Below are 22,594 nucleotides of genomic sequence, written 5' to 3' on the forward strand. Positions count from 1 at the left end.
ATTTCATCTTCGTACTATTATAATAGTGCAACTTTATTTTTGTAAGGATTTCCTCATGACAACACAAAAACAACCGTCCTTGTTAGGCGGTATAATGATTATCGCCGGTGGCACCATTGGTGCGGGCATGCTCGCCAACCCGATTTCCACCGCAGGTGTTTGGTTTACTGGCTCATTGCTGATTTTGCTTTATACTTGGTTTTGTATGACTTCATCAGGTTTAATGTTATTAGAAGCCAATTTACACTACCCGACGGGATCGAGTTTTAATACCATTGTCAAAGACTTACTCGGCAATGGTTGGAACGTCCTCAATGGCTTATCCCTTGCCTTTGTCATGTACATTTTAACCTATGCCTACATTACCTCAGGCGGTGGTATTACCGAAGGCTTTATTAATCAGCTGTTAAGCAGCGAACAAAGTGCGGTGGAAATTGGACGAACTTCGGGATCGTTAATCTTTGCTGTGGTATTAGCTTTGTTCGTCTGGTTCTCCACCAAAGCCGTGGATCGCTTTAGTACGGTATTAATCGCAGGTATGGCGATTGCGTTTTTCCTGTCTGTCGCCAGTTTAATTTCCTCCGCCAAACCTGAAATTCTATTGGATCAACTTGCCCCAGCGGATACCGTTTATTTACCTTACGCTATGGTGGCGTTGCCTGTGTGTTTAGTGTCCTTTGGTTTTCATCAAAATGTACCTAGCCTTGTGAAATACTATGATCGCAACGCAGCTAAAGTGGTAAAATCCGTGGTGTTAGGCACCGCAACAGCGTTAGTGATTTATGTGTTGTGGCAATATGCGGTGCAAGGCAATTTACCTCGCAGTGAATTTGCCCCTGTGATTGCAAAAGGTGGCGACATTGCAGCGTTACTCGATGCGTTACATCAATATATGCAAACCGATTACATTGCCCTCGCTCTGAGTTTCTTCGCTTATATGGCGATTGCCAGCTCTTTCTTAGGGGTGACGCTCGGTTTATTTGACTATATCGCTGACTTGTTTAAATTTGACGACAGCGGATTAGGGCGTGCCAAAACGGCATTAGTAGTGTTCCTACCGCCATTATTATTAAGCCTCCTATTCCCTTATGGCTTTGTGATCGCTATCGGTTATGCGGGTTTAGCCGCCACCGTATGGGCAGGGATTGTGCCAGCCTTATTAGCCAAAGCCAGCCGTGAGCGATTTGGTCAAAGTAAATATACCGCATTCGGTGGTAACTTTATGATTTACTTTATTTTCCTATTTGCGATTTTAAATATCGTGGCTAAACTCGGTAGCCAATTTGGCTGGATTGCGGATTTTAAAGGCTAACCTTTATGCAAACCTCCGTTTATGATAAAGAAAACTTTTTTGAGCTTTATCAAAAACTTCGTGCAAATCCAATCAGTTTAAACAACATTGTGGAAAAACCCACAATGTTGTCTTTATTGCCTGATTTAACAGGCAAAAAGCTGCTGGATCTCGGTTGTGGTACGGGCGAACATTTGGCGTTATATTTAGCTCGTAAAGCCGATTTTGTGGTTGGCATAGATCTGTCTTTGGCAATGTTACAACAGGCAGAAAAAAATCTTGCCGATTTTACACCGCACTTTTCCCTTTATCCCTTGGCAATGGAACAATTAGATCAACTCAACGAAACGGATTTTGATGTGATTACCAGTTCTTTTGCCTTTCATTACGTGCAAGATTTTCGCCAACTATTAAGCCAAATTTATCGCAAATTAAAGCCCAATGGCTGGCTTATTTTTTCCCAAGAACACCCCATCGTCACCGCTTACCAAGGCGGTGAACGCTGGGAGAAAAATGAACAAAAAGAACAGGTTGCCTATCGTTTAAATTATTATCGAGATGAAGGTGAGCGAGATCGAAGCTGGTTTCAACAACCCTTTCAAACCTATCATAGAACCACCGCAACCATTATCAATGGGCTTATCGAAACAGGCTTTCAAATTGAACAAATGGCAGAACCCATGTTAGCCGATCAGCCTGAATGGCAAGCAGAATTTAAAGATTTACAACATCGCCCTGTGTTACTGTTCGTGAAAGCGAGAAAAGTCCCATGATTGTCGGTAATGGCATGATGGCAAAGGCATTTTCTGCTTATGCAGAAGATCCTAAGCATATTATTTTTGCCAGTGGCGTATCAAATTCACAAGAAAAAGACCGCACTTTATTTACCAGAGAGAGCCAATTACTTGAACAAACGATTTTACACCATCCCGACCAAAAATTAGTTTATTTTAGCACTTGTAGTCTCTACGATCCGTCCCTACAAAATTCGTCTTATGTGCAACATAAACAGAATATGGAACAGCAAGTGCAACGATTAGCCCAGCAATACTTAATTGTGCGTTTACCACAAGTCGTGGGTAATGCCACTAGCCCAACTATCGTGAATTTCCTCTATCAAGCCATTATTCATCAGCAACCTTTTACCCTATGGCAAGAAAGTTATCGGAATTTAATTGATATTGATGACGTGGTCACGATTTTAAATGAAATCCTAGCCAATCCTTTGTTTACCAATCAGATCATTAATGTTGCCACGGATAAGATGATCAATGTGCAAAATATTGCCATGATGTTAGAAAATATCACAAAAATCACCGCACTTTATCAATCTATTCCGAAAGGATCTTATTATTCCATTGATATTGCTCCTATTCGCCCCATTTTGGCGAAATTACACCTCAATTTTGCACAAGATTATGTTCAAAAAACCCTTGAAAAATATTATTCCCCCAAATAAAAGAAAAAATAAACAAAAAAACGCTTGCAAGATAAAGTAGATTTCAGTATTTTAAAAGGCAAGCAAAAATCCACTTTAGGAAAATACAATGAATTTCAACCGCACTTTTACGTTTCATCATCACCATCACCGAACCTAATCTTTCGGGCGGATGGTGCTACTCGGAAGATAAAACTTCCGAAGTGGCAAATAAGTGCGGCGAATCAGCAATATAAACCTTTCGGAAGTCAACTTTCGAAAGGTTTTTTTATACATTTAATAGGGTCTGTTGACCTAAGGAAATAACAATGTCAAACAGCAAAAGATTACGCATTGCATTACAAAAAAAAGGGCGTTTAAGCAAAGAATGTAACGAATTGCTTAAACAATGTGGGGTAAAAATCAACTGGAACGAACAACGTTTGATTGCCTATTCGGAAAATATGCCGATTGATATTTTACGCGTGCGTGATGACGATATTCCGGGTTTAGTATTTGACGGCGTGGTGGATCTGGGCATTATCGGCGAAAATGTGTTGGAAGAAGAAGAACTGGGTCGTCAAAATGCAGGGGAAACGGTGGAATATAAAAAACTCCGCACCTTGGATTTTGGTGGCTGCCGTTTATCTATTGCAGTGGATCGTGACGAGCAATATCACGGCGTGCAGGATTTGCACAATAAACGTATTGCTACTTCGTACCCGAATTTGCTGAAACGCTATATGGCTGCCAAAGGTGTATCCTATAAAAACTGTTTTTTAAATGGTTCAGTAGAAGTCGCCCCGACCGCAAATTTAGCCAATGCCATTTGTGATTTGGTGTCATCAGGGGCAACCTTGGAAGCCAATGGTTTAAAAGAAGTGGAGGTCATTTATAAATCAAAGGCTTGCCTAATTCAACGTGCCGAACCCTTATCTGATGAAAAACAAGCACTGGTGGAAAAATTATTAACCCGCATTCAAGGGGTACAACAGGCGGCGGAAAGCAAATATATTATGTTGCACGCCCCGAAAAATAAATTGGAAGAAATCACCGCACTTTTACCGGGGGTGGAAAATCCGACCATTCTGCCATTGGCTCACGATAACAGCAAAGTCGCCATGCACGTGGTCAGTCAGGAAAATTTATTTTGGGAAACCATGGAACAGTTGAAAGAAATGGGGGCAAGTTCCGTGTTGGTATTACCGATAGAGAAAATGTTGGCTTAGGGGAAAATAACATGATGCAAACCTTAATTTGGAAAGATTTATCAGAAAGTGAGAAAAAACAAGCTCTCACTCGTCCAGCGATCAGTTCATCTGCCAATATTCAACAGGCAGTTAATGAGATTCGTGAAAATGTGTTAGCCAATGGCGATAGAGCATTATTTGAGTTAAGCGAGAAATTCGACAAGGTAAAATTAGACAGTTTAAACGTTTCCAAACAGCAAATTGAACAAGCCACCGCTCGTTTGCCCGATGAGCTAAAACAAGCGATTCAAAACGCCAAAGCCAATATTGAAAAATTCCATCAGGCACAAATTCCACAGCCTGTGGATATTGAAACCCAAGCAGGCGTGCGTTGTCAGGTGGTGACACGCCCGATTAATCGGGTTGGATTGTATATCCCAGGGGGGTCTGCTCCGTTATTTTCTACCGTGTTAATGCTTGCCATTCCTGCTAAAATTGCAGGCTGTAAAAAAATCGTGCTATGTTCACCGCCACCGATTGCTGATGCGATTTTATATGCAGCGGATCTTTGTGGAGTGGAAACGATTTATGCGGTGGGGGGCGCACAAGCCATTGTGGCGATGGCATTTGGTACGGAAACAGTCGCCAAAGTGGATAAAATTTTCGGACCGGGTAACAGCTTTGTGACCGAAGCCAAACGCCAAGTGAGCCAAACGGTCAACGGTGCGGCAATCGATATGCAGGCTGGCCCCTCGGAAGTGTTGGTGTTAGCCGATGAAAACGCCGATCCTGAATTTGTGGCAAGCGATTTACTTTCTCAGGCAGAACATGGTGCGGACAGCCAAGTAATTTTAGTCACCAACAGCGAAACTCAGGCAGAATACACCGCACTTGCTATCGAGCGTCAATTAAATCAATTACCAAGAGCCGACACCGCTCGCAAAGCGTTAAGCCATAGTCGTACCTTTATTGCGGAAAACATTACTCAAGCCATTGAAATCAGTAATGATTATGCTCCAGAGCATTTAGTGGTGCAAGTGGAAAATGCCCGTGATTTATTACCGCGGTTAGATAACGCAGGATCGATTTTCTTGGGTGCTTATTCTCCCGAAAGCATGGGCGACTACGCCAGTGGCACCAATCACGTTTTACCGACCTATGGCTACACCAAAACTACGTCAAGTTTGGGGTTGGCAGATTTTAGCAAACGTATGACTGTACAAGAACTCACCCCACAAGGATTTAAGGATTTAGCTAAAACGGTGGAGTTGATGGCACAAGCTGAACAGTTGGAAGCGCATAAAAAAGCGGTGAGTATAAGGTTAGCAAAATTGAAAAAACAAAAATAAATTTTTAGTATACAGTATTTTTCAGTTTATTTATGTGATATAAATACAGTATATATAAATTTAACAAGGAAAAAATTATGCAAAACCCGATTGAAATATACCAAACTAAAGATGGACAAACGCAAGTTGAAGTGCGGTTTGAGCAGGATACGGTGTGGTTGTCGCAAGCACAGATGGCCACTTTATTTGGCAAAGATGTTCGTACTATAAATGAACACGTTCAAAATATCTTTGATGATGACGAATTAGAGATAGCGTCAACTATCCGGAAATTCCGGATAGTTCGCCAAGAAGGACAGCGACAAGTTAATCGTGAAATCGATCATTATGATTTAGACATGATCATTTCCGTGGGATACAGAGTAAAATCACCACAAGGTATTTCATTTCGTCGCTGGGCAACCCAACGCCTAAAAGACTACCTCGTCAAAGGCTATGCCATTAATCAAAAACGCTTACAGCAAAATGCGAATGAGCTAGAACAAGCCATTGCACTAATTCAGAAAACCGCTCAGTCGAGTGAATTGACCTTAGAAAGTGGGCGTGGATTAGTGGATATTGTCAGCCGTTATGCACAAACGTTTTTATGGTTGCAACAATATGACGAGGGTTTGCTGATTGAACCCAAAACCCAACAAGGTGGCACGTTGCCTACGCTTGAACAAGCTCGTTTAGGTTTGGCAGAATTTAAGCAACAACTTATGGCTCGAGGCGAGGCATCGGATTTATTCGGTCGTGAGCGTGAAGACGGTTTATCTGCTATTTTAGGCAACTTGGAACAAACCGTTTTCGGCGAACCCGCTTATCCGAGTATTGAAGCCAAAGCGGCACATTTGCTGTATTTTATTGTAAAAAATCATCCATTTTCAGACGGTAACAAACGCAGTGGGGCATTTTTATTTGTGGATTTTTTACATCGTAACGGACGTTTATATGATGAACTGGGACAACCCGTGATCAATCAAACTGGATTAGCCGCCTTGACCTTGTTAGTGGCAGAATCTGATCCGAAACAAAAAGAAACGTTAATCCGCTTAATTATGCACATGCTGAAAAAAGAAAATTAAACAGGAACAAACCATGACAATTTCACCACTTTCCCGAAAAAATGTACAGGCACTTACGCCCTATCAATCCGCTCGCCGTTTAGGTGGCAAGGGCGATGTATGGCTGAATGCCAATGAATATCCTACTTCACCAAATTTTGATTTATTGCACCGTACTTTTAACCGCTATCCCGAACCACAACCAGAAGCCGTGATTAATGGTTATGCGAATTATGCGGGTGTGAAACCTGAAAATGTGATTGTCACCCGTGGCGGGGATGAAAGTATTGAGCTGATTATTCGGGCATTTTGTGAACCAGACGACCATGTTTTATATTGCCCACCGACCTATGGCATGTATTCTGTGAGTGCAGAAACTTGCGGTATTGCATTAAAAACCGTCCCGTTAACCACCGATTTTCAACTGAATTTAACAGAAATTGAGCGAAATCTTGATGGGGTAAAAGTCGTGTTTGTATGCAGTCCGAACAACCCGACAGGCACATTGGTTAACCGTGTGGATTTACTCAAATTGCTCGACATCACCAGAAATAAAGCCATTGTTGTGGTGGATGAAGCCTATATTGAGTTTTGCCCACAAGCAAGCCTTGTGAATGAACTCGCCAATTATCCGCATTTAGCCATTATCCGCACGCTCTCCAAAGCCTTTGCCTTGGCAGGATTGCGTTGTGGTTTTACCCTTGCCAATGCGGAATTAATCGGCATATTGCAAAAAGTGATCGCCCCCTATCCATTGCCTGTGCCAGTATCGGATATTGCTGCTCAAGCCTTGCAACCACAAGGTATTACACAAATGCAAGAACGGGTTAATGATGTGCTAAACAATCGTGCGTGGTTAATTGAACAATTAAGCAAAATCCCAACCGTGGTACAAATTTTTGAAACAAAAGCAAATTATGTTTTGGTGAAATTCCAAGATGGCGAAAAAGTGTTTAAATCCCTTTGGGAACAAGGCATTATTTTGCGTGATCAACATAAAGCATTGGGATTGCAGAATTGTATTCGGATCACGGTTGGGGCAAGAGAAGAATTAGAACAGACTATTCAGGCAATAAAATTAGCCCCGATTTTAGTCTAGGGCTATATCTATTTATCAGCCTTGCAACACCTGCTGTTCAATCTGCATGGCTTTTTGCCAACTTGATAATTGAGCAAGCTCAGCTAAATAACGTTGAATATGGGCAAATTTCCCTTGATAAACCATATTCAACATCATTAATGGAAAAGCTAAGGCAAAATCTGCGCCAGTGAGTTGCTCGCCCATAATATAGCGTTTATCTGACAACTGTTGATCGATAAAGCCATAAACTTGTGCTATTTCATGATCGGCATAGGCTAGCGATTGTTGTGGAGGTGTCGGTTCCCGACTTGTGATAAGTTTTAGCACCATGGGGATCATGGCGGTACTCTCGCTAAATTGTAACCATTGTAAATAGTCGGCATATTCAGGGCTATTGGCTGCTGGAGCAAGTTGTGGGGCGTGGTTGGCGATAATCCATTCTACCATAGCCACTGATTCAGTCATGACTTTTCCGTCAATTTCCAATAACGGCGCTTTGCCGAGAGGATGAATAGCTTTCAGTTCATCTGGTGCGTGCATATTTTCTTGACGTTTATGCGGGATTAATTCATAAGGCAAGCCGATATGTTCTAATAACCAAGTGACTCGCATTGCACGAGAACGGTCAAGATAATGTAGTTTGAGGATCATGTTTGTTTCCTTTGTGGCTGATTTAGCTTTGTTAATAATCACGTCCATTTTCTTTTCCTGTATAGAAACACGAAAGGTTGGATTATTATTAAGTCTAAATTTTTGACTGTTAATGTCAAGTGGAATTATTTATAGACCCTCTCCCTGTCTTATGCGCAGGGCTAAACTGCTAAATATGGTGACGCATATAAACAAGATTCGGAGCATCGTGTATACTTAACCCTATACGTAAGTGTTGGACAGATCAATTATAGTTGGACACACAAAAAAACCAACAACATTCTCTGGAACATTGTTGGTTCAGTTAAAATATAAGAGGAAATCACACCGCACTTTCCCCCCAGTCGCATCTGGTTTTGGCAAAAGTGCGGTTATTTTTGGGGGAGATTATTCTTCTACCACCAATTTTTTGCCGTCATAGCTTACGGTACGCACTTCAGTTAAGGCTTTACCGCCATCGGTTTCACCACCTACGAATAACACTTTGTTGTCATACGGTAAAGCGACACCGTAAGCGATGTTGTGTGGGTAGTTACCGATGATTTTCCATGTGCCGTGTTTTGCATCTAACGCATAGAAATCGCTATGATAAGTTTTTTTCAAGCCACCAGTACGGTGTGCATCGTTGATGCCTTTGGCATAGTTTGCACGAGCACCTGGGAAGTTTGCACCACCCGTTACGATGAAATGACCATTGGTGTAGCCACCCATACCGCCTGCAATACCGTCTTGTTGTTCATAGCCTTTCGGTGCAGGTAAGTTGCCTAATTTTTTCCAGTCTTTCACGCCGTCTTTGGCAATGGTACCTTGCGCAGTGCCGTCTGTACGTAAGCCGGCTTTGATTTCACCGTTCACCACTAACAATTTGCCATTGTTAATGCCCACTGACGCACCTGCACGGCCTGAGTATGGGAAGTAACCTTCGTTACGCCATGTGTTAGTGGCAGGTTCATAGCTGACGATTTCTGATGAGAAGAAGAAGTCTTGTGCACGTAAGTTGAAGTACGCATCAAAGATTGGTTTAGTTGCTGCGCCAATTTTTTCTTTATCTTTTTCTTTGTCTAAACCTGCAGAGGCTTTTTTCACATCTTGGAATAAGCCGTTCCAGATTTCTTGGTTGATACCACCGACAAAGTAAACTTTGCCGTTATTTGTTACACCAGTTGCACCCACGGCTGCACGTGGTGAACGTGTGTCTAATTTTGTCCAAGTGTTAGTGGCTGGATCATAAGAATAAGCATCGTTGATTACTTGGTTGTCAGCAACGTCGTTGTTTTGGAAACCACCGAACACATAAAGTTTGCCGTCAATGCCTGCAGCCACTGGTTGGTTACGTGAACCACCTGGGAATGCGGCTAATTCTTGCCATTGCGCACCTTTTTCTTTTAAGTTAAGGGAGTAGAATTTGTCACCGCCTGAACCTAAGCCCACATAAACGGTGTCGCCAATTAAGGCACCGGCACCACTTTTAATACCCACCGGTAAATCTGGATATTGTGCAGCTTGGGCTGCGAAAGCAGTTAAACCTAATACGGATACAGCTAATAAAGATTTAGTGAATTTCATAGTAGAACTCCTTATGTGTGTTTAAATGTTAGCCATTTGGCATTAATAAATTCGGAATAAAGGTTATAATTTCTGGGAAAATTGTGATCAATATCAAGGTCACAAAGATTGGCACCAAGAATGGTAACACCCCTTTGGTGACGGTAGATACGGACATATTTCCCACACGAGCCACCACGAACAACGCCATGCCCATTGGTGGGGTTAAGATACCGATCATCATGTTCAATAAGGTCATCACCCCAAAGAAGATTAAGTCGATACCAAAATGTTGTGCAATTGGAATTAACATTGGCAATACTAAGAATTGCAATGCTAACGCATCAATAAACATACCCAAGAATAATAACAGTAAGTTAATCATCACTAGCACGGTTAATGGAGAATCAGCCACCGCCATAAACATTTCAGCTAAACGCATGGCCACTTGTTCGCGTGCGATCATGTCGCCAAAGAATGTCACGGTCATCACCATTAACACGGTTACGCCAGTGATTGCGACCGCCTCGACACAGCTTTTGAACAATAATTGTACGGTTAATTCTTTGTACACAAAACGGCTGACAATAATGGAGTATGCCACTGCCACCACCGCTGCTTCGGTTGGGGTGAACAAGCCAGAGAAGATACCGCCGATAATCAAGATTGGGGTTAAAATGGCCCAGATACTGGATTTAAATGCGGCACAGAGTTCTGGCATAGTGGCTTTTGGTGTTCTTGGATAGCCACGTTTTTTACACACGAAGTAGTTCATGACCATTAACGCAATGGTAATCAATACACCTGGTACGAAACCTGCTACGAATAACTTGGCAATGGATTGGTTAGCAATCACCCCATAAATAATCATGGAGATACTCGGTGGAACCAACGGGCCAATGATACAAGATGCCGCAGTGATACCACCACTGATGTCATCATCATAGCCTGCATCACGCATGGCTTTAATTTCTAATTGACCTAACCCACCCGCATCAGCAATAGCAGAGCCTGACATACCAGAGAAGAGTAAACTTGCCCCGATATTCACATGGCCCATACCGCCAGTGTAGTGACCTAATAAGGATTTGGCGAAGTTAAAGATTCGTTCAGTGATACCACCGCCGTTCATTAAAATCCCTGTTAAGATAAAGAACGGTACACTTAATAATGAGAAACTGTTTAAACTATCGACTAATTTGTTGGCGGCACTGTTGGCAATATTCCAACGAGTCATAGAGAAATAAAGCAAGGTGGCAATAAATAATGACCAACCGACTGGCGTGCCTAAGAACATAATCACGAGCCACACCACTAACACCACATACACAGCATTGTCGCCCAATTTTGCATATTGCGAAATACGCAACACTTTAAACACGTCTGGAGAGAAATATAAAAGTGCCAATAAAACCACCGCACCTACGGCAAACACCGTGGCAGATAAATAGGAGGTTTGATTAGTAAAGTTTTCGGTTTGGGCTTGTAAGAAACGGATAAGCACGAGCAAGGAAATAAAGGCTTGTGCGGCATATAACCATTTATCACTGATTTCTAACGCTACCAATTCAAAGGAGGCACTGATCCAGACTTTAAAACCCAAATGAATGAAAATAATGATACAAGCAAAAATCAACAGTTGTACAAAAGTATTGACCGCTCTTTTGACTTTTGGCGGCATCAGATTGGTGATAAAGTCGAGATAAATATGTTGTTGGCTACGCACCGCCATACTGATCCCAAACATACTCACATAAATAAATAGCAATCTGGCTAATTCTTCTGACCAAATTAATGGCGAATTAAAGATTTGACGGGCGATAACTTGGGTAAGAAGAATTAAGAAAATAACGAACAACAACGTTCCGCCGACCCATTCTTCTAGTTTGTTAAAAAATTTCATAATCAACCTCGATAGTCGAGTAAAACAAAGAAACTTGATAAAACGCCTTACCCTCATAAGAGGAAGATGAGAGTAAGGCGAGAATGTGTTAATTATTTAATTTTTGAAAATTCATCAAAGGCATCTTGACCCACTTTGCCAACTTTTTTCAAGTATTCGTCATAGTAAGGTTTTAATGCAGCTTTGAATGGGGCTAGATCTGGTTTAGTCACGGTTACACCTTTGCTTTCAAAGAACGCAATGGCATTGGCTTCACCATCTTTAAATAATTTAGTGTGATACTCTGCTGCTTTTTCTGCCGCATCTTTCACCACTTTTTGTAAGTCTGCCGGTAAATCCGCAAAGGTTTCATTACTGACTAAATAAAGTTGGTCATTTAAGATGTGATTAGTTAAAGCTAAATATTTTTGTACTTCATAGAATTTTTGGTCTTTGATGGTTGGTAATGGGTTTTCTTGACCATCTACGGAGTTAGTTTGTAAAGCAAGATACACTTCAGAGAATGCCATTGGTGTTGGTGCTGCACCTACATATTTAGCAAAGGCTAAGTTAGTCGCCGCATTTGGCACACGAAGTTTTAAGCCTTTCATATCTTCAATGCTATTAATTGGACGGTTAGAGGAGGTTTGACGTGTACCGTTATACGCCACAGATAATAAGGTCATCCCTTGTTCATCGTGTACTTTACGGAGTAATTCTTTACCGAAGTTGGTTTCTAACAAGGCTTTTTTGCTGAATTCAATGCTTGGTACCACATAAGGTAAGGCAAAGATTTCTGCTTCAGGGTAGAAAATTTGGAAACGCGCAGATTCCGCAAAGGTGAAGTCTAAGGCACCGTCTTTTAATTGTTTCATCATGGTGCGGTCGTCACCTAATTGGCTAGATGGGAACAATTTCACTTCAATTTTGCCCGCAGATTTTTCTTTTACTTCTTTAGCGAAAAATTCCGCCGCTTTATATTCATTTTGGCTGGTACCTGCGTTCATACCGAATTTAAAATCATAATCCGCTGCGAAAGCAGAAGTAGCGAATGCAGAGGCTGCAACGCCAGCACAAAATGTAGCTAATAATAGTTTGTTGAATTTCATAGTACGCTCCTGTTTAAAAGATTGTCGGAATTTCTAGGGTTGAGATTAATTAAACCTATGTGGTTTTAATATGCTTTGCATTTTGGATCAAAAAAATCAAAAAAGAAATAGTTTTTTGAAGTAAAATTTCAAAAATGTGACAGAGATCACAAATTTGAAAAATTCTTGGTTTGATTTTGAATTTTTACTCCACTTTTTATTTTTTTTCGTCCTATAATAAGTGCCATATTTCACCACCTTTTGCTTGATTGCTATAAATTTCAGCAAAGGAAAGATAAAAGGTCTTGCCATTTTTGTTGTTAGGGCGTAACCTAGCGAAAAAAATGAAGTATTAATTCTTAATTATAAAAATATATGGAGTATATATGTCAAAAATAGCTCATGCCGACGTGCTTACTCGAATCAAAAAAGGGTTTATTTCTTCTTGCCAACCTGTTGATGACGGCCCGATGGATAAACCTGAAATTGTGGCAGCCATGGCCCTTGCGTCACAACATGGCGGTGCGTCTGGTTTACGAATTGAGGGCGTGGAAAATCTAAAAGCGACCCGTCCTTTGGTTAACATTCCAATTATTGGCATTAAAAAACGGGATTTACCCGACAGCCCTGTGCGCATCACTCCGTTCTTACATGATATTGAGGACTTAGCGGCTGCGGGTGCGGACATTATTGCGGTGGACGGTACCAACCGCCCACGTCCAGTGGATATTGAAACTGCGGTGAAAAAAATCCATGAATGTGGCTGTTTAGCCATGGCAGACTGCTCTAATTTAGAAGAGGGTTTATATTGCCAAAGCCTCGGTTTTGATATTGTGGGCAGCACCATGTCAGGCTACACCGGCGGTGAAATTCCCAAAGAACCGGATTATCAATTAGTTAAAGATTTAAAAGCAGCCGGCTGTTTTGTGATGGCGGAGGGTCGTTATAACACCCCTGAATTAGCTAAAAGTGCCATTGAAAATGGCGCAGATGCTGTGACTGTTGGTTCGGCGTTAACCCGATTAGAACATATTGTGAGCTGGTTTGCGAATGCGGTGAAATCGGCAAGATAACCCTCACCCTATTTTACCCTCACCCTAGCCCTCTCCCAGAGGGAGAGGGGACGGAAATAGGGGGTATTGGGTGCTGGGAATAAATAAAAGTAAATTAAATTTTATACTCCCTCAGAACAATCCCCTCTCGCCTTGGGAGAGGGCTAGGGTGAGGGTAAAAAAGGAGCTTATATGCGTTGTTTAGCCCTCGATATTGGTGGCACAAAAATTGCAGCAGCGTTAGTGGAAAATAACCAAATCCAACAACGTCAGCAAATTGTCACCCCACAAGATGATGCCGTGAATGCCATGCACGAGGCCTTAGGCTCGTTGGTGCAACAATATGCTGGCCAATTTGATTTCGTCTCAGTGGCCTCCACAGGCATTATTAATAACGGCATTTTAACCGCACTTAATCCAAAAAATTTAGGCGGATTAGCGGAATTTCCGTTAAAAGACAGCATTGCTCGTCATACTGATAAACCAATTTTCTTGCTCAATGATGTACAAGCGGCGGCTTGTGCAGAATACCAAGAATTGGATCCGAAAAAAGTGCCAAATTTTGCCTTTATTGTGGTTTCTACTGGTGTCGGTGGCGGTATCATCTTAAACGGTGAATTGCAAACGGGGCCAAATGGCGTGGTGGGGCATATTGGACATAGTTTGGCCGATCCCCATGGTGAAATGTGCGGTTGTGGCCGTCGTGGTTGCGTGGAGGCGGTGGCGGCAGGACGTGCCATTGAGCGTGATGCGCAAAAATGGGATAACCCTTGTTCGCCAAAAGAAGTGTTTGAACGTTTTAGAAAAAATGACGAAAAAGCCACCGCACTAATACATCGTTCCGCCAACGCTATTGCCAATTTAGTAGCAGACTTGGTGATTTCATTGGATATTCAACAAGTGGTGATTGGTGGTAGTGTCGGGTTAGCGGAAGGCTATTTGCCTTTGGTCAAACACTACGTGCAAGCCATGCCGCATTTTTATCACTGCGAGTTAACCAACGCAAAATATGCCGGTGATGCAGGTTTAATTGGTGCAGCCTACTGGGGCGAATTGGAATTAGCGAAACAACCTTAATCTAGGGAGAACATATTATGGTTCAATCTAATGACGGTCGAAAAATCCTCGATACCATCGGGGCGTTACAAAATAGTCTCACCAAAACGGAAAAGCGGATTGCCGAACAAATTTTGGCCACACCAGAATTATTGGCGCAATCCTCTTTATCGGAAATTGCACGCACCTTAAGCGTTGGTGAGGCGACCTTTATTCGCTTTTGTCGGAGTCTTGGCTTTAAGGGCTTTAGTGATTTTAAATTGGATTTTGCCATTGAAATTGCGACCCAAAGCCAACAACCCGTGGCGTTATTAGACACCAATATTGGGCCGAAAGACAAACCCAGACAAATTGCCACCAAGTTGCAAAATGTGATTAATCGAGTGGTTGGCGAAACCATTAATTTGTTAGATTTTGACGAATTGAATAAAGTGGTGAAAGCCATGCGTCAAGCCAAACGGATTTTCTTATTTGGTGTCGGCTCCTCGGGCGTGATTGCCAATGGGGCAAAAAATAAATTAATGCGTATTGGTTTTCAGGTAGACGCTGAAAACAACAATCATTTTATGTATATGCAAGCCTCGCTGATGCGCAAAGGCGATGTGGTCATCGGGATCAGCCATTCAGGCACCTCACCCGAAACCACCAAAGCCTTGGAAATTGCAAAAGAGGCGGGGGCGGTCACGGTGGCGATTACCCATAATTTGCGTTCACCGATTACCAAAGTTTCTGATTATGTACTTAACAACGGCAATCGCCAAGGGCAGTTGCAGGGCGACTCTGTCGGTACACAAATCACCCAATTATTCGTGCTTGACCTAATTTATGCACTTTTAGTGCAAGCCGAACAAGAAAAAGCAACACAATCTAAGCAAAAAACTGTTGATGTCATTGTGCAGCAACGTGATAAATAATATAGGAGAAATTTCTTTATGAAAAACTTGAAAGGTATTTTCAGTGCGTTATTGGTGTCTTTTAACGAAGACGGTTCTGTGAATGAAAAAGGCTTACGCCAAATCATTCGCCACAACATTGATAAAATGAAAGTGGACGGCTTATATGTCGGCGGCTCTACCGGTGAAAACTTTATGCTTTCTACCGAAGAGAAAAAACAAATCTTCCGCATTGCGAAAGATGAGGCCAAAGACCAAATTGCGTTAATTGCTCAAGTGGGTAGCGTCAACTTAAAAGAGGCGGTGGAATTAGGTAAATACGCCACTGAATTAGGTTATGACAGCTTATCTGCCGTGACACCGTTCTACTACAAATTCAGTTTCCCAGAAATCAAACACTACTACGAAACTATTATTGCAGAAACTGGCAATAACATGATCGTATACAGCATTCCGTTCTTAACTGGAGTGAATTTGGGCGTAGAACAGTTTGGCGAACTTTATAAAAATCCAAAAGTCATCGGGGTGAAATTCACGGCGGGCGACTTCTACTTACTTGAACGTGTGAAAAAAGCCTATCCAAATCATTTAATTTGGGCTGGTTTCGATGAAATGATGTTACCTGCATCAAGCCTTGGTGTCGATGGTGCGATTGGTTCAACCTTTAACGTGAACGGTATCCGTGCAAGACAAATTTTTGAATTGACCAAAGCGGGCAAAATTGAAGAGGCGTTGAAAGTTCAACATGTCACCAACGATTTAATCGAAGGTATTTTAGGTAACGGTTTATACTTAACCATCAAAGAAATCTTGAAATTACAAGGTGTGGATGCGGGTTACTGCCGTGAGCCGATGACATCGAAAGCCACTGCGGCTCAAGAGGCTCGTGCGAAAGAATTGTATGAGCAATTTCTTAAATAAGTAAAAAATAATTAAAAAACACCGCAGTTTTACTTAGTTTTATGTTTGTTATGTCTGTAGGGGCGTATTACATACGCCCTTGTAGCCAAGCATCAAACGATCGACTCATTAGGGCGTATGCAATACGCCCCTACAGTGTCAATACAGTATTCAGTACAAAGTTCAATACCGTGTTAAAGAAACTGCGGTACAAAAAACTAAAAATATTTTAAGGAGATACTATGCGTTTAATTCCATTACAAAGTGTTGAGCAAGTGGCAAAATGGTCTGCTCGTCATATTGTTGATCGTATCAATCAATTCAAACCAACGGAAGATCGTCCTTTTGTCCTCGGCTTACCAACAGGCGGCACCCCACAACAAACTTACAAAGAATTAATCAAACTCTATCAAGCAGGCGAAGTGAGTTTTAAACATGTGGTCACATTCAATATGGATGAATATGTGGGCTTACCAAAAGAACACCCTGAAAGCTATCACAGCTTTATGTATACTAATTTCTTCAATCACGTAGATGCCCAAGAAAAAAATATCAATATCTTAAACGGCAATACCGATGATCATGATGAAGAATGCCGCCGCTACGAAGAAAAAATCAAATCTTACGGCAAAATTAATCTATTTATGGGCGGTGTGGGTATTGATGGTCATATTGCGTTCAATGAACCAGCGTCATCTTTAGCCTCTCGTACAAGAATTAAAACGCTGACACAAGATACCTTAATTGCTAACTCTCGTTTCTTCGATAACGATGTCAATAAAGTACCAAAATATGCCTTAACTATTGGCGTTGGTACATTATTAGATGCCGAGGAAGTGATGATTCTCGCCACTGGTCACCAAAAAGCCCAAGCGGTACAAGCAGGTGTGGAGGGTTCAATCAACCATTTCTGGACCATCAGTGCGTTACAGCAACATCGTCATTATATTTTGGTGTGTGACGAACCGGCCACTCAAGAGCTTAAAGTAAAAACCGTGAAATATTTTACGGAATTAGAATCTCGTGCCATTCATTCCGTGGTGAATGATTAACTAAGGAAACGAAAATGAAATATGCACTGACCAATGCGGTAATTTATACGGGCCATGACGTACTTTATGGCTATGCGGTGATTGTCGAAAATGACAAAATCGTTGATATTATTCGTCAAGAACAGGTGCCTACTGACATTCAACATCTTGATTTAAAAGGTAATAACCTCACTGCTGGATTTATCGATCTGCAACTTAATGGTTGCGGCGGGGTCATGTTTAATGACCAAACGAGCGTAGAAACATTGGAAATCATGCAAGAAACCAATGTACGTTCTGGTACCACTAGCTTTTTACCGACCTTTATCACCTCACCCGATGAAGACATGAAAAGTGCGGTGAAAATTATGCGAGAATATTTGGCTAAACACCAAAATCAAGCCCTCGGCTTGCATTTGGAGGGGCCGTATATCAGCGTAGCGAAAAAAGGCACCCATCAGCCAGAATATATCCGTGAAATTTCGCCAGAAATGAAAGATTTCTTGTGTCAAAATGCAGATGTGATCACCAAATTAACCTTAGCGGCCGACAATCCAACGGTGGAACATGTGCCTGATTTTGTGAAATCAGGGATCATTGTGTCCTTGGGGCATTCCAATGCCACTTATGAGCAAGCGAAAGATTCGTTCAAAAAAGGTATTACATTTGCCACGCACTTACACAACGCCATGTCGCCAGTGAGTTCTGGACGAGATATGGGCGTGGTCGGTGCGGTGTTGGACAGTGATGACATTTACACGGGCGTGATCGTCGACGGCTTACACGTGGCGTTCGGCAACGTCAAAATTGCGAAACGGGCCAAAGGCGATAAACTCTGTATCGTTACTGATGCCATTGCACCGGCAGGATCGGACATTAAAGAATTTACCTTTGTAGGTAAAACCATTTATGTGCGTGATGGCAAATGCGTAGATGCCAACGGCATTTTAAGCGGCGCCTCCATTACCATGATTGAAAGCGTGGAAAATGCAGTGAAAGAAGTGGGCATTCCGTTAGAAGAAAGCCTCAGAATGTGTAACCTTTACCCTGCTCGAGCCATTGGTGTGGCGGATAAATTAGGTTCCATTGAAGTGGGCAAAATTGCCAACTTGACTGTGTTTACCCATGATTTCAAAGTAGTGAATACTGCGGTGAATGGGGTTTGGCAGTTGGATTAAATGCTATCGGGCGGACACATCGGTCCGCCCTACATTTTTATAGAACGGCTAATGCTTTTTCATAGTTGGGTTCGCTTTTGGTTTCGCTGACCAATTCCGCATGTAGCACCTTGTTATTTTCATCTAACACGATCACCGAACGTGCAGTTAATCCCGCCAACCCACTGCTAGTAATATCCACGCCCAATTTTTCATGTAGCGATTTATCACGGAACGTAGACAGGGTTTGCACGTTATCAATCCCCTCTGCACCACAAAAACGAGCATGAGCAAAAGGCAAATCGGCGGAAATACACAACACCACGGTATTATTTAAATCTGCAGCCTGTTGATTAAATTTGCGTACCGACGTCGCACAAATCCCTGTATCAATGCTCGGGAAAATATTCAGAATTTTACGTTTACCCGCAAAATCAGCAAAAGACACGGATTCCAGTTTGCTGTTAGTGAACGTTAAATTTTCAAGGGTGTCGCCCACTCCGGGAAAATGACCCGCCACATCAATGGGATTGCCAGCTAAAGTTACGTTACTCATTTTTTCTCCTTAATTTATGGAATAATACTTAACCTGAAGACGAAATTCATTCATAATAATGGCGTATTAGCGAAAAGAGTTCAAGGATTTTGTATGGATTTAACCCATTTAACTGATGAAATTAAAATTGTGTTCTTTGATATTGATGAAACATTGATTGTCAAAGATAAAGATTATTTGCCAGAAAGCGTATTGCCAACGATTCAACAATTACAACAAAAAGGCATTATTCCTGCCATTGCCACCGGTCGCTCGCCTTGCAGTTTCCCACCGAAAATAAAAGCCTTAGTGCAACAAACTGGCCTGAATACCTTTGTCACCATGAACGGGCAATATGTGGTACATCAGGGTCAAGTGGTGGATAAATTACCCATTCCGACGCAAAAGATTGCCGAAGTCGTCGCCTTTTTTGAGCAACAACAGATTGATTATGCCTTTGTATCTAATGAACATTTGGCGGTATCTCGCATTACAGATCAAGTGCGAAGTGCGGTTGATCCGTTGAAAACCGCTTATCATATTGACAAAGACTACTATCAACATCACGAGGTGTTCCAAATTCTACCATTTTATGATGAAAGCCAAGACGAGTTGGTGCAAAATTCTGGCATTTTACAAGGTTTAAAAACCGTACGTTGGCATGAACAATCGGTGGATTTATTTGATGTACAAGGTTCCAAAGCACGGGGAATTTTGCACTTATTGCGCCACTTAGGTTTACAAAAAGAAAATGCGATGGCCTTTGGTGACGACTTAAATGATTTGGAAATGTTAAGTACCGTTGGGGTTGGCGTGGCTATGGGTAACGCTTGTGATGAATTAAAAGCGGTGGCAGATTTTGTCACCGACCATATTGAGCAAGACGGCATTGCGCATTTTCTGCAAAATGCGGGGTTAATCGACGCTTAAGCATGAACAGGGCGATTTTACATTTGCACTGACAATTAAATAAATGTAAACTATTTTCATTATTATATATTCAGGACAAACAATGACACCGACTTTATTTTCTCGTTCCGCACTAGCGTTAGCATTAATTGCTGTTTTTCCCACCGCACTTTTCGCCGCAGAAGAGGGTTCAGCCTCGCAAGCACAGCGTGAAATTGATCGTCATTTTGACGATCAACGCATGAACAGCAAAGACACCGACTATCAATTACAAGCCAAGCAAGCAAAACAAGAAAAACAAGCGCTCCCACAAACGGATAGCCATTCCTTATCCATTAGCAAAGAAGAATTAGTCCATCAGCCAGAATTGGTGATCCGAGCCTTACTGCCCGCCGTGGCGCAAGGCAATGCGGAAACGGTGGCGATTTTATATCCTATTTATCAGAAAATCGACACGCAATGGCAAGATCCATTGTTAACCCAATGGCAACAAGCTATTTTGGCTCGTAAAGCACAACATTACAGCGAATCCATCCGCCTTTATCGAGAAATTTTAGCGCAACATAATGATGTTTTACCCGCACGTTTACAGCTTGCAGCAGTGTTATTTGAAAACAAAGAATACGATGCCGCAGAAGGACAATTTGAGAAATTGCGCAGTGAAAAAGTTGCCCCAGAAGTCGCACGTTTAATTGATACTTATATCAACGCCATTCATCAGAAAGACCGTTGGAGTTTTGGTGGCGGCTTGACTTATTTAAACGATCCAAATATTAACAATGCCCCCAAATCAGGTACCACCTACGGCAACTGGAGCGCACCTAAGCGTCAGTCTGCACAAGGTTTTGGTTATAACTTAGACACCAGTAAAAAATGGTCGTGGGGCAATGGATTTTACCACCAGTTAGACCTCTCTCTGTATGGTAAATATTACTGGAACAATAAAAAATACAATGAAATGACCATGCACGGAGGCCTTGGCCTTGGCTACCAAACTGGCCGATCTGATCTCAGCCTGATTCCATTTTGGGAACAAACCCTTTACGCAGGTGGGCGTGAGGGCAGTGAAAGCCTGAAACGTTTCTCCAAATCTGGCGGTGGCGACCTCGCTTTTAACTATTGGCTCAACCCAAAATGGCAATGGCGGGCAAATTATCAGTATAGCGAACAACGCTACACTGACCGTAAACACTTAAACGGTAACACCCATTATATTTCTAGCGGCCTAAGCTATTTACGCAATGCCCAGCAATATTGGTATCTCAACCTCAGTTACAACCGCACCAGTACTCGTGACAGTGACGACAGCTATGTGCGCCGTGCAATCAATCTCGGTTGGGTGCAAGAATGGGGCAAAGGCTTATCGACCCGAGTCAATTTAAGTTACGGTCAGAAAAATTATAAAGGTCCATTACCCGTGTTTAATATTACCCAACGTAATAAAGAATACGGTGCGGCGTTCTCTATCTGGCATCGTGCCATCCACTACAAAGGCATCACGCCACGCTTAACTTACAGCTATCACAAAACTAAAAGTAACCATGTGTTCTATACTTATGATAAACATCAGGTGTATTTAGAGTTAAGTAAGCGGTTTTAATGACTTATTTCCACCGCACTTTTCTAGTGCCATCACAGCCTAGTATAAAAAACCTCGTACTACCGTACGAGGTTTTGGGCATAATGGACAAAATGGTTGCTATTTAGCATTTTCTTTAACTAAATAGCAACTTTTCTTATTTAAAAAATCCTGTATAAACAAGATCTTATTCTTTGTTTTTAAACCGCTATGTGTAGCTAATTTCTTCTTCAGTTCTTTAAATAGCCCTTCAATCCGATTTGTTGTTTTTTCAATCTTTAGTTCAGGATATTTCTCAAAAGTAAACAGGACATTTTCATGTCGTTTTAAGCTGAATTTGGCAAGATTATACTGTTGGAATACAATCCTATAAACAATTAGCAGAAAAATATCATTGTTCAGTCAGAACTATTCAAAGATATTTATTAAAATCACCTAAAACCTCATTAAATCCAGCCGAAAACAAATATCTAAACTTGATTATTGATACGACATTCTTTGGTAGAAAGTTTGGTGTAATGGTCTTTATGGACTCACATACGAAGAAAGTAATTTATCATCAGATTGTGAAAACAGAGAAAGCCATATATTACGCAGTAGCAATCAATCGTCTTAGAGAAAAAGGTCATAAGATTATTTATTTACCCTTGAGAAATATCCTGAATTAAATATGGATAAGACAACGAATCGTATAGAAAATTTATTTGGTAAACTGAAAGAAAAACTTATTGTTCATCACGGATTATCTAAAAAGAATAAGATTATGTTTATAAAAGATTTTTTGAATAAATATAGTTGATTCTAATTATTTAAAATAACCAAAACCAACTATTTTGTCTACTAGAGCATAGTGTATAAAAAAGTGCCAACTATTTTGTCTACTATGCCGAAAAGTTGCTATTCAGTTAAAGAAAATGCTAAATAGCAACCATTTTGTCCATT

Annotated in this window: 20 protein-coding genes and 1 other annotated feature; of the genes, 15 read left to right on the forward strand and 5 right to left on the reverse strand. The window is 41.5% G+C overall.

What is annotated here, in order from left to right:
• Window positions 1-55: 55 nt before the first annotated feature.
• The 7 genes from ACTG7Q_RS09865 (at window position 56) to hisC (ending at window position 7,392) form a co-directional block, all read left to right on the forward strand.
• Entirely contained in the window at window positions 56-1,312 is a 1,257-nt protein-coding gene (locus ACTG7Q_RS09865) for an aromatic amino acid transporter (protein ID WP_439243337.1), read from the forward strand.
• A gap of 5 nt (window positions 1,313-1,317) precedes the next feature.
• Entirely contained in the window at window positions 1,318-2,064 is a 747-nt protein-coding gene (locus ACTG7Q_RS09870; protein WP_439243339.1) for a class I SAM-dependent methyltransferase, read from the forward strand.
• Window positions 2,061-2,750: an NAD-dependent epimerase/dehydratase family protein gene (locus ACTG7Q_RS09875; protein ID WP_439243341.1), complete on the forward strand. Its 690-nt coding sequence runs from the start codon at window positions 2,061-2,063 to the stop codon at window positions 2,748-2,750. The genes ACTG7Q_RS09870 and ACTG7Q_RS09875 overlap by 4 nt, the downstream gene beginning before the upstream one ends.
• A gap of 114 nt (window positions 2,751-2,864) precedes the next feature.
• Window positions 2,865-3,000 (forward strand) — a sequence feature (His leader region).
• Window positions 3,001-3,037: 37 nt separating this feature from the next.
• Complete coding sequence (hisG, locus tag ACTG7Q_RS09880) at window positions 3,038-3,937, forward strand: ATP phosphoribosyltransferase (protein WP_439243343.1); 900 nt, start codon at window positions 3,038-3,040, stop codon at window positions 3,935-3,937.
• A gap of 14 nt (window positions 3,938-3,951) precedes the next feature.
• Window positions 3,952-5,247 (forward strand): histidinol dehydrogenase, encoded by a 1,296-nt coding sequence (gene hisD / locus ACTG7Q_RS09885; protein WP_439243394.1) that lies wholly within the window; start codon window positions 3,952-3,954, stop codon window positions 5,245-5,247.
• A gap of 77 nt (window positions 5,248-5,324) precedes the next feature.
• Window positions 5,325-6,314, forward strand: a complete 990-nt coding sequence (gene rhuM, locus ACTG7Q_RS09890; RefSeq protein ID WP_439243345.1) for a RhuM family protein — start codon at window positions 5,325-5,327, stop codon at window positions 6,312-6,314.
• A gap of 13 nt (window positions 6,315-6,327) precedes the next feature.
• Window positions 6,328-7,392, forward strand: a complete 1,065-nt coding sequence (hisC, locus tag ACTG7Q_RS09895; RefSeq protein WP_439243347.1) for a histidinol-phosphate transaminase — start codon at window positions 6,328-6,330, stop codon at window positions 7,390-7,392.
• A gap of 15 nt (window positions 7,393-7,407) precedes the next feature.
• On the opposite strand, the gene ACTG7Q_RS09900 is transcribed toward hisC, so the two are convergent.
• The 4 genes from ACTG7Q_RS09900 to ACTG7Q_RS09915 all read right to left on the reverse strand — a co-directional run bounded on the left by ACTG7Q_RS09900 (window position 7,408) and on the right by ACTG7Q_RS09915 (window position 12,561).
• Window positions 7,408-8,025 (reverse strand): glutathione S-transferase family protein, encoded by a 618-nt coding sequence (locus ACTG7Q_RS09900; protein ID WP_439243349.1) that lies wholly within the window; start codon window positions 8,023-8,025, stop codon window positions 7,408-7,410.
• A 387-nt stretch (window positions 8,026-8,412) separates the two neighbouring features.
• Window positions 8,413-9,591, reverse strand: coding sequence for an N-acetylneuraminate epimerase (locus ACTG7Q_RS09905; protein ID WP_439243351.1), 1,179 nt, complete (start codon window positions 9,589-9,591; stop codon window positions 8,413-8,415).
• A gap of 28 nt (window positions 9,592-9,619) precedes the next feature.
• The gene (locus ACTG7Q_RS09910) at window positions 9,620-11,473 is read right to left on the reverse strand and encodes a TRAP transporter large permease (protein WP_439243353.1); all 1,854 of its coding nucleotides are present in this window, start codon (window positions 11,471-11,473) and stop codon (window positions 9,620-9,622) included.
• 92 nt (window positions 11,474-11,565) lie between these two features.
• Complete coding sequence (locus tag ACTG7Q_RS09915) at window positions 11,566-12,561, reverse strand: sialic acid TRAP transporter substrate-binding protein SiaP (RefSeq protein ID WP_439243355.1); 996 nt, start codon at window positions 12,559-12,561, stop codon at window positions 11,566-11,568.
• Between the two features lie 365 nt (window positions 12,562-12,926).
• Between ACTG7Q_RS09915 and ACTG7Q_RS09920 the strand changes: the two genes are divergently transcribed.
• The 6 genes from ACTG7Q_RS09920 (at window position 12,927) to nagA (ending at window position 18,650) form a co-directional block, all read left to right on the forward strand.
• Window positions 12,927-13,613 carry an N-acetylmannosamine-6-phosphate 2-epimerase gene (locus tag ACTG7Q_RS09920; protein ID WP_439243357.1) on the forward strand — a complete coding sequence of 229 codons (687 nt, stop codon included), beginning with the start codon at window positions 12,927-12,929 and terminating at the stop codon, window positions 13,611-13,613.
• A gap of 171 nt (window positions 13,614-13,784) precedes the next feature.
• The gene (locus tag ACTG7Q_RS09925) at window positions 13,785-14,669 is read left to right on the forward strand and encodes an N-acetylmannosamine kinase (RefSeq protein ID WP_439243359.1); all 885 of its coding nucleotides are present in this window, start codon (window positions 13,785-13,787) and stop codon (window positions 14,667-14,669) included.
• Window positions 14,670-14,686: 17 nt separating this feature from the next.
• The gene (locus tag ACTG7Q_RS09930; RefSeq protein ID WP_439243361.1) at window positions 14,687-15,562 is read left to right on the forward strand and encodes a MurR/RpiR family transcriptional regulator; all 876 of its coding nucleotides are present in this window, start codon (window positions 14,687-14,689) and stop codon (window positions 15,560-15,562) included.
• Window positions 15,563-15,580: 18 nt separating this feature from the next.
• Entirely contained in the window at window positions 15,581-16,462 is an 882-nt protein-coding gene (gene nanA, locus ACTG7Q_RS09935) for an N-acetylneuraminate lyase (RefSeq protein WP_439243363.1), read from the forward strand.
• 221 nt (window positions 16,463-16,683) lie between these two features.
• A complete protein-coding gene (gene nagB, locus ACTG7Q_RS09940; protein WP_439243365.1) occupies window positions 16,684-17,493 on the forward strand; it encodes a glucosamine-6-phosphate deaminase in 810 nt (269 codons plus the stop codon).
• A 14-nt stretch (window positions 17,494-17,507) separates the two neighbouring features.
• Window positions 17,508-18,650, forward strand: a complete 1,143-nt coding sequence (gene nagA / locus ACTG7Q_RS09945) for an N-acetylglucosamine-6-phosphate deacetylase (RefSeq protein WP_439243367.1) — start codon at window positions 17,508-17,510, stop codon at window positions 18,648-18,650.
• Between the two features lie 37 nt (window positions 18,651-18,687).
• On the opposite strand, the gene tpx is transcribed toward nagA, so the two are convergent.
• Window positions 18,688-19,185: a thiol peroxidase gene (gene tpx / locus ACTG7Q_RS09950; protein ID WP_439243369.1), complete on the reverse strand. Its 498-nt coding sequence runs from the start codon at window positions 19,183-19,185 to the stop codon at window positions 18,688-18,690.
• A gap of 93 nt (window positions 19,186-19,278) precedes the next feature.
• Between tpx and ACTG7Q_RS09955 the strand changes: the two genes are divergently transcribed.
• Window positions 19,279-20,094, forward strand: coding sequence for a Cof-type HAD-IIB family hydrolase (locus tag ACTG7Q_RS09955; protein ID WP_439243371.1), 816 nt, complete (start codon window positions 19,279-19,281; stop codon window positions 20,092-20,094).
• Between the two features lie 82 nt (window positions 20,095-20,176).
• Window positions 20,177-21,673: a surface lipoprotein assembly modifier gene (locus ACTG7Q_RS09960; protein WP_439243373.1), complete on the forward strand. Its 1,497-nt coding sequence runs from the start codon at window positions 20,177-20,179 to the stop codon at window positions 21,671-21,673.
• Window positions 21,674-22,594 lie beyond the last annotated feature (921 nt).

The sequence above is a fragment of the Lonepinella sp. BR2474 genome (genome assembly GCF_051851555.1).
Classification (GTDB): Bacteria; Pseudomonadota; Gammaproteobacteria; order Enterobacterales; family Pasteurellaceae; genus Lonepinella.